This is a genomic window from Proteus penneri, from assembly GCF_022369495.1.
Taxonomy (GTDB): domain Bacteria; phylum Pseudomonadota; class Gammaproteobacteria; order Enterobacterales; family Enterobacteriaceae; genus Proteus; species Proteus penneri.
The window spans coordinates 2474773-2487056 of sequence record NZ_CP059690.1 but is presented as its reverse complement, the minus strand read 5'-3'; the positions used below and the strand labels follow the sequence as shown (position 1 = coordinate 2487056).

Annotated in this window: 18 protein-coding genes; 13 read left to right on the top strand and 5 right to left on the bottom strand. The window is 36.1% G+C overall.

Going from position 1 to position 12284, the window contains the following annotated elements:
• Nucleotides 1–16: 16 nt before the first annotated feature.
• The 5 genes from H1225_RS11295 to H1225_RS11275 form a co-directional block, all read right to left on the bottom strand.
• Complete coding sequence (locus tag H1225_RS11295; RefSeq protein ID WP_088207086.1) at nucleotides 17–223, bottom strand: hypothetical protein; 207 nt, start codon at nucleotides 221–223, stop codon at nucleotides 17–19.
• A gap of 376 nt (nucleotides 224–599) precedes the next feature.
• Entirely contained in the window at nucleotides 600–1649 is a 1050-nt protein-coding gene (locus tag H1225_RS11290) for a serine/threonine-protein kinase (protein ID WP_166477280.1), read from the bottom strand.
• On the bottom strand, nucleotides 1646–2104 hold the full coding sequence (locus H1225_RS11285; RefSeq protein ID WP_088207087.1) for a hypothetical protein: 459 nt from the start codon (nucleotides 2102–2104) through the stop codon (nucleotides 1646–1648). Before H1225_RS11285 ends, H1225_RS11290 begins: the two co-directional genes overlap by 4 nt.
• Nucleotides 2105–2208: 104 nt before the next feature.
• Nucleotides 2209–2550: a DUF3024 domain-containing protein gene (locus tag H1225_RS11280; RefSeq protein WP_088207088.1), complete on the bottom strand. Its 342-nt coding sequence runs from the start codon at nucleotides 2548–2550 to the stop codon at nucleotides 2209–2211.
• An 8-nt stretch (nucleotides 2551–2558) separates the two neighbouring features.
• Nucleotides 2559–3203: a LexA family protein gene (locus H1225_RS11275; RefSeq protein ID WP_075673927.1), complete on the bottom strand. Its 645-nt coding sequence runs from the start codon at nucleotides 3201–3203 to the stop codon at nucleotides 2559–2561.
• 104 nt (nucleotides 3204–3307) lie between these two features.
• Here H1225_RS11275 and H1225_RS11270 point away from each other — a divergent pair, with 104 nt between their 5' ends.
• From H1225_RS11270 to H1225_RS11210, 13 genes are all read left to right on the top strand, one after another.
• On the top strand, nucleotides 3308–3580 hold the full coding sequence (locus tag H1225_RS11270; protein WP_088207089.1) for a helix-turn-helix transcriptional regulator: 273 nt from the start codon (nucleotides 3308–3310) through the stop codon (nucleotides 3578–3580).
• Nucleotides 3552–3821 carry a hypothetical protein gene (locus H1225_RS11265; RefSeq protein ID WP_075673914.1) on the top strand — a complete coding sequence of 90 codons (270 nt, stop codon included), beginning with the start codon at nucleotides 3552–3554 and terminating at the stop codon, nucleotides 3819–3821. The genes H1225_RS11270 and H1225_RS11265 overlap by 29 nt, the downstream gene beginning before the upstream one ends.
• 255 nt (nucleotides 3822–4076) lie before the next feature.
• The gene (locus H1225_RS11260; RefSeq protein ID WP_115286943.1) at nucleotides 4077–5642 is read left to right on the top strand and encodes a DEAD/DEAH box helicase; all 1566 of its coding nucleotides are present in this window, start codon (nucleotides 4077–4079) and stop codon (nucleotides 5640–5642) included.
• Nucleotides 5639–6613 (top strand): DUF7146 domain-containing protein, encoded by a 975-nt coding sequence (locus H1225_RS11255; RefSeq protein ID WP_115286942.1) that lies wholly within the window; start codon nucleotides 5639–5641, stop codon nucleotides 6611–6613. Before H1225_RS11260 ends, H1225_RS11255 begins: the two co-directional genes overlap by 4 nt.
• Complete coding sequence (locus H1225_RS11250) at nucleotides 6613–6996, top strand: antiterminator Q family protein (RefSeq protein WP_020946095.1); 384 nt, start codon at nucleotides 6613–6615, stop codon at nucleotides 6994–6996. The genes H1225_RS11255 and H1225_RS11250 overlap by 1 nt, the downstream gene beginning before the upstream one ends.
• Nucleotides 6997–7309: 313 nt before the next feature.
• Nucleotides 7310–7522 (top strand): transcription antiterminator/RNA stability regulator CspE, encoded by a 213-nt coding sequence (cspE, locus tag H1225_RS11245; protein ID WP_041701226.1) that lies wholly within the window; start codon nucleotides 7310–7312, stop codon nucleotides 7520–7522.
• A 7-nt stretch (nucleotides 7523–7529) separates the two neighbouring features.
• Entirely contained in the window at nucleotides 7530–7670 is a 141-nt protein-coding gene (gene ymcF, locus H1225_RS11240; protein ID WP_418312483.1) for a cold shock small protein YmcF, read from the top strand.
• 270 nt (nucleotides 7671–7940) lie between these two features.
• A complete protein-coding gene (locus H1225_RS11235) occupies nucleotides 7941–8363 on the top strand; it encodes a hypothetical protein (protein WP_166477282.1) in 423 nt (140 codons plus the stop codon).
• A 65-nt stretch (nucleotides 8364–8428) separates the two neighbouring features.
• Nucleotides 8429–8698 carry a phage holin family protein gene (locus tag H1225_RS11230; protein WP_046334538.1) on the top strand — a complete coding sequence of 90 codons (270 nt, stop codon included), beginning with the start codon at nucleotides 8429–8431 and terminating at the stop codon, nucleotides 8696–8698.
• The gene (locus H1225_RS11225) at nucleotides 8698–9168 is read left to right on the top strand and encodes a lysozyme (protein ID WP_239739127.1); all 471 of its coding nucleotides are present in this window, start codon (nucleotides 8698–8700) and stop codon (nucleotides 9166–9168) included. Before H1225_RS11230 ends, H1225_RS11225 begins: the two co-directional genes overlap by 1 nt.
• Nucleotides 9150–9308: a hypothetical protein gene (locus H1225_RS11220; protein WP_239739126.1), complete on the top strand. Its 159-nt coding sequence runs from the start codon at nucleotides 9150–9152 to the stop codon at nucleotides 9306–9308. Before H1225_RS11225 ends, H1225_RS11220 begins: the two co-directional genes overlap by 19 nt.
• A 2-nt stretch (nucleotides 9309–9310) precedes the next feature.
• Nucleotides 9311–9772, top strand: coding sequence for a lysis protein (locus H1225_RS11215; protein WP_239739125.1), 462 nt, complete (start codon nucleotides 9311–9313; stop codon nucleotides 9770–9772).
• Between the two features lie 532 nt (nucleotides 9773–10304).
• Nucleotides 10305–10727, top strand: a complete 423-nt coding sequence (locus H1225_RS11210; protein WP_129586838.1) for a hypothetical protein — start codon at nucleotides 10305–10307, stop codon at nucleotides 10725–10727.
• Nucleotides 10728–12284 lie beyond the last annotated feature (1557 nt).

The following is a 12284-nucleotide window of genomic DNA, read 5'->3' as shown; positions in this document are numbered from 1 at the left end:
AGTTCGTGAGCCATAATTAAGCCTCACAAGGAAACTGTGCAGAGAAAACAACATTGCCACCGAGTAATTCTTTAGCTTGTTCAGCGCTGGTAGCCATAACTTCTTTTTTCTCTGGACACTCTGTTTTAGTCCAGAAACGAAATAAGAACATAGGTAACATTACGCCTGTATGCATGTCAGGTTTCGGTAAATTAGGGATTGCAGTAGAATGTATAATAGGCATGTTTAAATCCTTTAATCACGTTTTGTGTTTTTATTAACACATATTTGTGTTTATATTGCAATCACATTTTGTGTTTTTATTTTGATTTTTAATTTAATTTGTTGTTTTTGTTGGAAATTTATTTTCAAAAAAATCTCAGATTGGAATGGAGATCACTTCTTTAGAGGGGAGAGGGTACAAAAAAGCCCTCGTGGGGAGGGCTGAATTTGAAATTATAGTTTAAAATATTTATTTCTTAGAAGTGAAGATCTAAATTTATCAGAGCGTTCTTTTTTTTCATCTTTATTCAGAAGATCTGATTTTGTATAAGGGGAAGCCACCGCAACATCCCTTCTGCTGGGTGGCGTATTATTCAACACCGCCCGATTTTTCATAGCTATAACCCTTTGAGTATTTGATATATTTTTGAATGAGAACAACGGGTAAGCGTACCTTTGCCTTCCTTTCGTTTTCTCCCATCTGGATATACTCTATGACAAATAGAGGATTTTGTATTGCTATCATAACTTAAATGGAGTATAGCACCTGCGATTTTCTTGCGCCATTCATTTAGTGTGGTATCGGAATTATCGCACTTTCTCCAATCTAACGCGCCATCATCGTCTTTTATTGATGATAGTGCATTAAGAATATCTAGTGATGACTGAAATCGGTTGTTTGGATTGCTTTCTAAACACTTATTAATTATAGATATTAATTTTTTTGGTATATGCGATGGGTATTGTTTGGAAGGGAATGTTCCAGCTTTTATTGCGGACTCTAACTGCTCAGCATACCGGAATTGAGATATTTCATTTTCAAACTCAATGGCACCAATACACATCCTATACAAAGTCATTCCAACTTGGTAGATATCGAAGGTATAGGTAAATCCACCACTTTTGCTTATTGTGAAATATTCAGGAGGGGTATGAAAATAGTAATTGTGATCAGGTATTGCTGTTGAATTTATATTTATTAATTTAGATAACCCGAAGTCAGCCAGCATTGCTTCATTTCGGTTTGAAATCATAATATTATTAGGCTTGATATCGAAATGAATTAATTTTTTTGTATGGATATGATATAGGCCACCAATAAACTGTATTGCGTACCTTATTATTTCACGTGGAGTGAAATTTCCTCTGCTCATCTTTTGGCTTATCGTGCCATTAATATAATATGGCATTGCTATATAGATTTTTTCATTATCTTCAGCTGCGTATTGAACCTGCACGATGTTTGGGTGAGCATTTTTGTAAAGCAGTCTTGCCTCAGAAAAATAAGTATCTTTATCTTGATTGGGTTTTTTTGTGATTTCTTTGATAACCAACTCATGATCTAAATTTTCATCATGAGCAAGATAAACCTCTGAGAAACAACCTTGTTCATCAAGTTTTTTTATTTTTCTAAATGACACGTCTGCTTTTTGATATGGGGTGATCAAAATTTACCCTCCACTGCTAATGCTGCCATCATGGCTTCATTTGTTTCCTGAGTGAATGATGAATTGTCTATATCATGTATTGATATTTCTGACTTAAGTAATTGTTTATATTCAGTATCGCTTACATTGAGACCTGCCCGTATTCCTGATTTTCGAATGGTAAAGTATTTTTTAACTTCACTACTTGAAAATGCTTCTTGTATTACTGCTTCTATATAGAGACGGTCTATGCTCATATTTTGAGAGTTTGCTTCTGTTACCCTTATTGATGCGATATCAACATTATAAAACATTAATATATCTAGGATATTGTTACGAACATATTTTAATTTCTCTGGTGTATCTAAAATGCATGGAATATTTATCACATCAGAACAAACAAGCTTTTTAGATTCAGTGCAATAAACAATAAATGATGCCACTGAAGGTGAAACTCGAACCCCTAATATTCTCATTTACTCATCCTTTAAAGGCAATTGAAGACAATTGGTTGACAAAATTACGTCAACCAAATTTCAATTTTACTGCTATTCTGTCAACCACTCCATAAAACGTGTCGTCACCCAAAAAAGCAACCTCGCACATCATCTTCAACGAGCCTAATGGCGTCAGAGAAACTACCTAGCATTATTTCATCGTAGTTGTGCCAGTTACTATTTTTATCCATCCAAAGCAGAGACCATGAATTCGAATACCTATTATGTGTGATTTTTGCTATAGGTTCTTCTACTCTGCCATCACTCCATATTAGTTGCCTAATTTCAAAGATAATTACTGAGTCGTCCTCGATACGATACTGTAAATCTAATTCATCCCTTAGGTGCTCTGCTGGGCGGCGTTTTTCCATGAAAAATTCCATACACCGTCTAATATTTGCTATCTCAATATTGTTAAACGCCATATTTCCTCCTAAAACGTGTCGTCAGGCCATTGTGACTTGATTACCTTACCTATGATTGTGCAGTTCCCGTTAATAGGGATCAGGTCATAGCGTGGGTTTAATGGCTCCAGATACTCAATTCCACCCTCTCTAATCAGTCGTTTGAATGTGAACTCATCATTTAGCAAACGAGCGACACAGAAATCTCCGAACTCCACTTCTTCCTCAGGATCAACCAGAATTAGCATACCTTCTGGAAAACTTGGTTTACCTCCTGGTGGTGCTGTCATTGATTGACCTTCAACCTCTAACCAAAAGGCGCGCTCACTGGCTTTCTTAGCTGTCGGTATCCACGACACAGCATCTTTTTGAGTGTATGAGTTAAATTCTGTTGAGAAAGCGCCGGCCTGTACCTTTGTGAATAGAGGGTATTGGTAATTACTTATAACTTGTTCGCTTTGTGAGCCAAACATCAACTCTGCAGGGGATACTTCTAGGATCTCACTAATTCTTAATGCGTCGTCAGCACTAATTTTTCTCTCACCAAGCTCATAATTTCCTATTCGTGACGCAGACGAATATCCACACAGTTTTGCCAACTGAGCCTGACTAAAACCTTTAGATTCGCGGATAGATTTCAATCTCTCCCCGATAATTTCATTAATCTTTTTCATAGCCATTATTTAACACAAAACGTGAATAAAGTAATTAAACAAAATGTGATTGCATGATAAACACATTTTGTGTTTAATGTATATAAAAATAATGGATGGAAAATATGAATAAAATTTCAACGCAACGTAAAAAGCTTGGAATATCACAAGCAAAACTTGCCGCACATTTAGGCTGGGGGCAATCAAGAATATCCAATTATGAACTAGGTATCAGGACTCCAAGCCTTTGTGACTGTCGTTCAATCGTAGCTGCTTTTAATGAGTTGGGTAGTAATTGTTCCCTGGATGATTTGTTCCCTTCTAAATATGGTTATGAGTCTAATGCCATGAAGAATCAAGGAAACTCTCATGCACCAAATCAACATGCCGATGCCTGAACACTACTTTCCTGATGATGCCAAGTGGATCCAGGAGCAACTCACGAAGTTAAGCCCAAGTATGAGGCAAAAGGCATTAGTTAAATATTCAGAAGTGTATCAAACGGAATGGGAACGAGAACAAGTTCCCTACCGTAAAGATAACAAAGCTCGTCATGAAGCTAACGTCAGGTTAAGAGAGTTCATAAAGCGTTATCAGAGAGCAATGCAAGGGTACACCGCAAAGCCCTTATCGATTTAATAGTGATTAGATTTAGGAGGTATTAGAAGTTAAGACGTTTAGCCGTCTAGATTGTTTTCTGGGGAAGAGGGGAAAACTTTCTAGGGGGGAAAGGGGGGTGATCTTTGAAAGGGGAGTTAGGGAAGGCACAGCCAAGGAAGGAGTTAGATCTTAAATATAGATCTCTATAGAAGTTAAAAAAACACAGCCGTTTAGACGTCCAAATAAAAATAAATCCCTTCCTTTGGTAGAGCTAGTTATCAAATGAGGAAACCGATGTTAACAATCACACCAAATTTTGCACAGGAACGCGGATTGACGATGTTACGTCAGGCATGGAAGCAAAATAGAACATTCATGATTTATAGCCCAACAGGAAGCGGAAAAACGGCATTAGCTGCGTTTATTACTGATGGACATGTTCAGCATGAAATGAGAGTGATGTTTCTTGTTCCTTACACCATTTTGATTGATCAAACAGCCAGTCGCTTTATTGAGTATGGTTTGCCAGCAGAAGAGATTGGTTATGTATGGCGTGATCATCCTAATTATGATCCAACTCGTTTAATTCAAATCGCATCAGCTGACACAATTATCCGTAGAGAATTTCCAGACAACATCGATTTATTAATAATCGATGAGGCACATTTACGCCGTAAGAAAATATTAGAAGTGATCAGAGAAAGTGAATTCAAGGTAATAGGCTTATCTGGTACGCCTTTTGCGCCATTCCTTGGTCATTACTACGAAACATTGATCAAACCCACCACCATGAAAGAGTTAATCAAACGTGGTGATTTAAGCTCATACGAGTTCTATGCGCCGACTAAACCCGATTTATCAAAAGTAAAATCGTCCAGCAACGCAGAGTTTGGTAGTGATTACAAAGAAGCTGAGATTGCTGAAATCATGAGTGGTGCAGATTTGGTGGGGGATATTGTTGATAACTGGCTTGTGAATGGACGAAACCTACCTACGATTTGCTTTTGCGTCACAGTCAGTCATGCCAATTTTGTCACCGTCGAGTTCAACCGTGCAGGTGTGAATGCTGAAGTGATCACCGCAGATACGCCACATGATGAGCGTCAAATCATTATTCATCGGTTTGAGCAAGGAGCGACCAAGGTGCTTGTAAGTGTGGGCACATTGATTGCCGGCTTTGATAGTGATGTCCGTTGCATTATTTACGCTCGCCCAACTAAATCAGAAATTCGTTGGTGTCAGGCGATTGGAAGGGGATTACGTACCGCACCAGGAAAAGAGACTTGCCTTATTTTCGATCACTCTGGTTCTGTTCACCGCTTAGGTTATCCCGATGACATTGAATATAACGAACTGCCCACCAAAAATGATGGTATGAGTGAATCTTCGTCTCGCCGAGAGCAAGAAAAGCGAGAGAAGAAACCGAAAGAATGTTCTTCCTGTCACTACATGAAGCCTGCAGGTGTTTATGTTTGCCCTAAATGTGGGTTTAAACCTTTAGTGGGTGAAGATATCGAAGTTGATACTAGCCGAAACATCAAAAAACTGAATAAAAAAGAGCGCATTTACACCCGAGAAGACAAGCAAAGCTGGTGGTCTCAATTGAAATACTACCAGAACCAACGAGCGACACAGGGTAAACCGATAAGTGATGGTTGGGTTGCTAATACCTTTAAAGATAAATTTGGGGTATGGCCACGAGGCTTTCATAACACACCACAAGAAATCACTCCCGAAGTGAGTAACTTTATTAAGTACAAACAAATTGCCTTTGCTAAATCTCGCAAGAAGGCACAAGCCAATATTCAAAATTTACGTACTCAAATTAGCCACCAGCCACAACAAGGAGGTTTACTGTGAATACGATTGATGCCGTAAAAGGGCAATGGGCAAAAATATTTGCACATTATGGGTTACCTCCTATAACGGGGCGTAAGCACTTTAAAGGGAAATGCCCTATTTGCGGGCAAAAAGGAAAATTTCGTATTGATGATAAAGACGGGCGAGGAACTTACATCTGCACGTGCGGTTCGGGAAATGGCTTTCAATTACTGGAAAGAACACAAGGCAAAGACTTCAAAACATTAGCAGATGAAATTGATGTCTTGATTGGTAATCACCGAGAAAAAGAAGCTATTTTACCAAGTAAAACAAATAAGAATAATTTATTCCAACGCATTACAGGCTGTTATTCTAAATTATCAATACTGAAAAATACACCCGCCATGCAGTATTTACATAATCGAGGTGTTTTTGAGTTACCACTTGATAACGTTCGTTATTGTGATCATCAACCTGTTCGTAATAGTTCTGACAAATTTCAAGCTATTTGGTCATTAGCCACTGATGCTAAAGGACAACTTTGTTACTTGCATAGAACGTATTTACAAGGGGATAAAAAAGCCTCTCTTGATATTGTGAAGAAAATGACAGCTGTGCAGGAAGATAATTATTTAGAGTATGCAGAATCTGTCGCGATAAGAATGTTTCCTGTTGATAACACACTTGGCATTGCTGAAGGTATCGAAACGGCACTTTCTTGTAAGCAACTCTATGGTGTCAATACTTGGTCGGTTATCAATACCAACTTCATGAAAAAATTCAAAGCACCGAAAGGTGTGACTCACCTTGTTATCTTTACAGATATGGATTGGAGTGCTGCTGGGCATGCAGCCGCTATGGAATGTGCACATAAAAACCTACTTTCTAATAATGATGTAGAAACGGTCAGTGTGAGATGGCCTGATAATGGCGATTTTAATGACATGTTAATAGAGGCCTGTGAAGTAAGAGAGTTAGTGTTTTCAAGACAACATAAGGAAATGGCGTAATGCGTGATATTCAACAGGTATTAGAACGATGGGGGGCTTGGGCGGCTGATAATACTGAGTCGGTTCAATGGTATTCGATTGCTGCGGGATTTAGTGGATTAATACCAAGCAAGGTTAAAGCTCGTCCTCAATGCTGTGAAGACGATGCAATAATTATTTCTAGTTGCATGGCTCAATTAAATAAAAAGAATAGTGAGATGCATGACCTATTACTCGATTACTATTTATTCGGAATGACATTTATGCAACTGGCTAACAAGCACAATTGTTCTGATACTCACATAGGAAAAAAACTGCAAAAAGCAGAAGGGATAATAGAGGGTATGTTAATGATGTTAGATGTCTCCTTAGAAATGGATCGATACATAGAAAAAGTCACATAAAGCGCTTTACGATCGTAAAAATGATGATATTGTGATAAGAGTGACATCAAGGTCAACTAACTTATAAACCCGCTTTTGCGGGGTTTTTATATATAAAATAAAGTTTGCTATCTGAGTTCATCTATGGCTTAATGACATCACTGGTTTGGAAGTACAGGCCTATTTATGTTAGTCAGTTTAAAGTTGTTCACCGTTTAGCGTTATCCTCGATACCACTTCATTGCGAATTCCTTCTAATTAATTCCCATAAGTAAAAATAAAAAACAAACCCTCATATGCCTTATGGCAAATTAAATAAATTAAAGGAAATTCTATGTCTAATACAATGACTGGTTCAGTAAAATGGTTTAACGATGATAAAGGTTTTGGTTTCATCACCCCTAAAGATGGAAGTAAAGATGTATTTGTACATTACTCTGCAATCCAAAGTGATGACTTCAAATCTCTGATGGAAGGCCAAGAAGTTTCATTTACCATTGAAAATGGTATGAAAGGTCCAGCAGCAGGCAACGTGGTGGCTCTCTAAAGGCGCTATTACTATTCGCCTCTATTTTAAATGCCCTTGTTGTAGCGGTTCACAATATAGAACATCACAATTTGATGTCACAGTGAACAATCCACATGGCGCAAAATGTATCTTTTGCAAAAGTGTGATGACAGCTCAAATGAGTTAAGCATTAAATAGTTGAATATATAAAACCTCGCTTCGGCGGGGTTTTTTTATATAAAAAAAAGCCGACACGCTAGGAGTTATGTCGGCATAAACTCTCGGGAATAGTGTTAATAACGAGATAAATTATCAATAAAACAATGTATCAATATCAGGGAAAACCAGATATGTGCTGTAATGATAATTATTATCATTAAAATATCAATTATATGAATCCACAACAGTGGTTTTTTTCTTGTCTAAATATGACATATATCAATAAAAGGTGCGCATCATGCCAAAAGAGATAAACGAATTACAGTTTAGTCTTCACTATGCTTCAGAAACAGACAGCGAAATGAATACTTCAGCCATTTTAACGGCGAATATCCATACGGCTGATGGCGAAACTCAACAACTCACACAACTAATTTGCACGACATCTCCCGCAGGTAAAAAGCAATATCGAATCGGCACACAAAAGATTAATGATGCAGGTGATCCATTGCTGGTGGCGATTGAATCCTATTGGCGCAAAAACACACAAGAGAGTTGTGTTTATTTGTTAGAGAAAGCGAAGCAATTTATTCAGGGACACTTACAACAAACGAATACATGGATATCCATGTATGGCCTTGTAATTGTGTCTAATGCGTCACTTGAAGAGCAGTTGCCTGAAGGTTTATTAAAGGCACTTAAAGTATCAATATCCGCCTAATTTTTATCGTTTCACTTTTAATTCTCTCACACTAATCATTAACGGACACTCCTCTGGGGGTGGCTATGCGCATGGAAAAATTAACCAATGTAACTTACGGAACCGCAGGCTTAACGGCCTTTTTTGCTAGCCTCTCATTATATGAATGGGGATTTGTTATCGGGATGGCGTTTAGCATGGTTCTGGGTTTAGCCACTTACTTTATGACTCGTCGAGAACAACGAAAACGCACTCAATTATTTGAAGAGCTTGTTCGTCATGTTGACCCACAAAACCCAACTGAAACCCTAAAAAGGCTTGCTGAATTAATGGTGAAAGCGCCAAAGGATATTTAATGTCTCTCAAACAGAAAATAGCGGCGATAACAACAGCAGGAGCAACAGCAATTGCGTTAGTAGTAATAGCCCATTTTGAAGGTGTGCGTTATGAACCTTATCGTGATGTGGCGGGTGTTCTAACAGTTTGTTATGGGCATACAGGCAAAGACATTATTCAAGGTAAGAGATACACACAACAAGAATGTGATGCGTTATTACAAAACGATTTTATTAAGACACAACAGCAAGTCGATGCATTAATCAAAGTACCACTCGATGACTACACCAAAGCCGCTTTATATTCCTTTGCTTTTAATGTGGGAACAACCGCATTTTCTCGTTCAACATTACTTAAGAAACTAAACGCCGGTGATAGAGCGGGTGCTTGTGAAGAAATGAAACGTTGGGTTTATGCAGGAGGAAAGGTTTGGCGAGGGCTTGTCAGTCGTCGAGAAGCGGAGTCAGCACTATGTCATGGAAACCTTTAATCATCATTATCAGCTTTATCCTCATATTACTCATCACAGTCGCTGGTGGTATTTATCTCTTGATTGATAACTCATGTACTAAAGACCCAGTGAGTTTAGAAAAACGCTGTCAGATTGCACTCTCACATCATCGGTATTAATCATGAAATATGGGAAACTCTATGCTGTCATTGTGATGGTAGGCATCATTGTGGGGGGCTATTGGGTGATTAATTGGCAAGCTAATAGGATTAATTCACTGACAGATACCAACAAAAAACTGACAGTAGCTCTCGAAGAGCAGAAGTCTATTAATACTGATTATCAAGCACGCATAATGCGGTTAAACCAACTGGATATTCAATATACGCAGGAGTTAGCGAATGCCAAGAATGAAATTAGTCGCTTGCGTGATATTAGCGAGCGTCATCCTGAGCGGGTGTACATCAAAGCCGAGTGTCCCAAAGTCAAAACCACTCCCTCCACCAGCTTGGCTTATGCAACCACCGCCCGACCTACAGACACCGCTATCCGAAATTATTGGTTACTCAGAGAGCGAATTGCAGAGTCAGAACGAGTGATTCTTGGGTTACAGGATTATATCAAACATGAATGCTTAGAATAAAAAAATGCGCTCATGGTATAGAGCGCGAATAAAAAGTTATAAAAAATGAATTATGACGATATGTAGTATATTTATCTGTTTAATAAATTTCTAGTATCTAGTGTGAATTGTTAAGGAAAAATTAAGAGGAATGAAGGCATTCAAGAAAAAAGCCCAATATAAGAAATGGGCTAAACAGGAAAGGATATTAATCAATATTATGATCTTCTCTTAAGATATCATCAATTGTCATATAAATAAACGAATTAATCTAAATTACCACAATAAAAGGTTAAATTATTAAAAAATTAAATGGGATATCTCTGTATGATTGGAAGTAAGATAAAATTATTTTTATTTAATTTGGTTATGAAGATTAATGTTATATGCGGTGATCGAGTTTTAAAAATATAAATTTTTATACATTGATATTATGATTAAAATGAATTTTATATGATGAAATGATAGGGATTATAATTTCATTGAGAAATATTTGGATTATTTAATAATGATGTTATCCTAAAAGTAATAGAAAATACTATAAATTATTTTTATGAAAATGATAAATAAAATATTAATTATTATTACTCTGTTATCCTTATCAATTAATACTCAGGCATTAATGGAAAGAACTCTAGTTACAACGGCAACATATGAATCTTATGTTGCATGTGTTGCAGCGAAAGAGGATATAGCGTTTGATAATGTTTATCTTTTAATGCATAACAATAGAAATAAAGTAAACAGTGAAGGTGATCAAATACCATTATCTTTTAACCCTAGGTTTGATACTGAGTTACTTCAACATTATCATTTAATTTATGAACTTACAAAAGATGAGAGAATGGTGGATTGTGATATGTTTGCAAGCATTATTTATGATTCTTTGAAAGAGGAGTTTGATGTTTGTGATATGGGAGAATATTCACCTATGGGTAAAAAATATGAGGATGTTGTGTTATCTTTATTAAAATAGAAAGAATATTTTAGTATTTTATAAATTATATTGGATATAAATGTCTGAAATTGAGTTATATAAAATGGACTGAAATACTCAAATTACTAATCACTATAAGTATAGTGATGTTAATAAAGTATAACTCAGATAAACATATCAACCTTATTTTTGATTAGTTGTCTTTAGAAAGTTAGATATGGAATAAAAAAAGCCCCATGAGTTTGAGTTCATAGGGCGGCTGAAATGAAGCAACAATAAACATGTGTCAATTATACTGTTATTTCTGCATGATGCCAAGAAAAATATTGTATTTTGATTGTTTAACATACAGTTGTTATCAGATATTCTCTACGAATATCACTACGTTGCTATTTGGGGCATAACAAGCAATGCTAGTTATAGAGAAAGGAAGATAAGAAATATCCAACATAATCTCCATCAGTTTTGATTGCTGGTGGCTTTTTAATTGAAAGATATTATAAACAAGCTTTATCTTTATAGCTGCTGATTAGTAAATGAGGGGATACTAATATTATTGTTGAATTTGATATTTAGTGCTACTTTTAATAAGAAAAGCCCTTCATATCTATATGAACGAAAGGCTAAGTAGAACAAAATATCAATTTAATGATAAATATAGCGATACTATTATGCATAACTTTTTTAAGTATAATTACTAATTTGAGTTTAGCAAATTGTTTAGAAAAAAATCCCCTGTAAGCTAGGATAATTACAGGGGTGACAATAAAGCTAAAATACAGAGTCTAATCAGTGTGCCCAAAGGAAGACACTAAGTCTCATAGATAGAAGTAACTTATACGTTGTATAAGTTGCTAAGCATATATACTTGCTTAATATGTTTCTAGTGTTTAGATCAAAGATTAGATAAGTAACCTTATGATTTTTAATGGATACTAAAAATATTGGGTTAGAAATCGTTATTTATGAGGTTTTATGGTTAAGGATTACCTGTGATAACTTGTTTATTTTTTCATTGGGTGGATTCAGTGCCAAAAAATATCAGGTAACAGAGAATAGAATGTAAAGGTTACTTTATGAATAAAAAAACGCCTCGGGAGAGAGGCGAAAAACGGCGTTATAATTAACATATCATCAAGAAAAATATTAACTGATAAATTTTGATTCGTAAACTTAAATTATTAATTTATAAATAATTTTTTGTATGATTCTTGTGCAATATCTAAAATATCATATCTGTCTAGGTTTATAATGAAGATAGGTATTATCGTAACCAATTTTCATGTTGCATCAATAGTTAAATGAAAAAGAAGCCGGATCACAAAGATTGTGCGTATTTTTAAAAATGCTAGTTGATGGCATGATTTATAAAGGTATTAAGCTATGTGGAAAAAGTGCATTGATAAAGGTGAATTGTATCAAGGCACATTGGGTATGCAGTTAGCTACTATTTTATATGTAGCGTCGCGTTGTCGCTGTTCTTATTACATTAACGATGACATGTTCTCCTCACATTGAGTGTATAAGAGAAATCAAAAACAACGAATACCACCGTTTTGTTATTTTTCGGTCATTATCAGCAACGTCAGCTGTAGG

Excerpts from the sequence above, each read along its gene's own strand:
- H1225_RS11265 (WP_075673914.1), top strand. The coding sequence starts at position 3,552 with ATGCACCAAATCAACATGCCGATGCCTGAACACTACTTTCCTGATGAT.
- H1225_RS11235 (WP_166477282.1), top strand. The coding sequence starts at position 7,941 with ATGCCAAAAGAGATAAACGAATTACAGTTTAGTCTTCACTATGCTTCA.
- H1225_RS11295 (WP_088207086.1), bottom strand. The coding sequence starts at position 223 with ATGCCTATTATACATTCTACTGCAATCCCTAATTTACCGAAACCTGAC.
- H1225_RS11210 (WP_129586838.1), top strand. The coding sequence starts at position 10,305 with ATGAAAATGATAAATAAAATATTAATTATTATTACTCTGTTATCCTTA.
- H1225_RS11280 (WP_088207088.1), bottom strand. The coding sequence starts at position 2,550 with ATGGCGTTTAACAATATTGAGATAGCAAATATTAGACGGTGTATGGAA.
- H1225_RS11275 (WP_075673927.1), bottom strand. The coding sequence starts at position 3,203 with ATGAAAAAGATTAATGAAATTATCGGGGAGAGATTGAAATCTATCCGC.
- H1225_RS11220 (WP_239739126.1), top strand. The coding sequence starts at position 9,150 with ATGTCATGGAAACCTTTAATCATCATTATCAGCTTTATCCTCATATTA.
- H1225_RS11225 (WP_239739127.1), top strand. The coding sequence starts at position 8,698 with ATGTCTCTCAAACAGAAAATAGCGGCGATAACAACAGCAGGAGCAACA.
- cspE (WP_041701226.1), top strand. The coding sequence starts at position 7,310 with ATGTCTAATACAATGACTGGTTCAGTAAAATGGTTTAACGATGATAAA.
- H1225_RS11250 (WP_020946095.1), top strand. The coding sequence starts at position 6,613 with ATGCGTGATATTCAACAGGTATTAGAACGATGGGGGGCTTGGGCGGCT.
- H1225_RS11230 (WP_046334538.1), top strand. The coding sequence starts at position 8,429 with ATGCGCATGGAAAAATTAACCAATGTAACTTACGGAACCGCAGGCTTA.
- H1225_RS11270 (WP_088207089.1), top strand. The coding sequence starts at position 3,308 with ATGAATAAAATTTCAACGCAACGTAAAAAGCTTGGAATATCACAAGCA.
- H1225_RS11215 (WP_239739125.1), top strand. The coding sequence starts at position 9,311 with ATGAAATATGGGAAACTCTATGCTGTCATTGTGATGGTAGGCATCATT.
- H1225_RS11260 (WP_115286943.1), top strand. The coding sequence starts at position 4,077 with ATGTTAACAATCACACCAAATTTTGCACAGGAACGCGGATTGACGATG.
- H1225_RS11285 (WP_088207087.1), bottom strand. The coding sequence starts at position 2,104 with ATGAGAATATTAGGGGTTCGAGTTTCACCTTCAGTGGCATCATTTATT.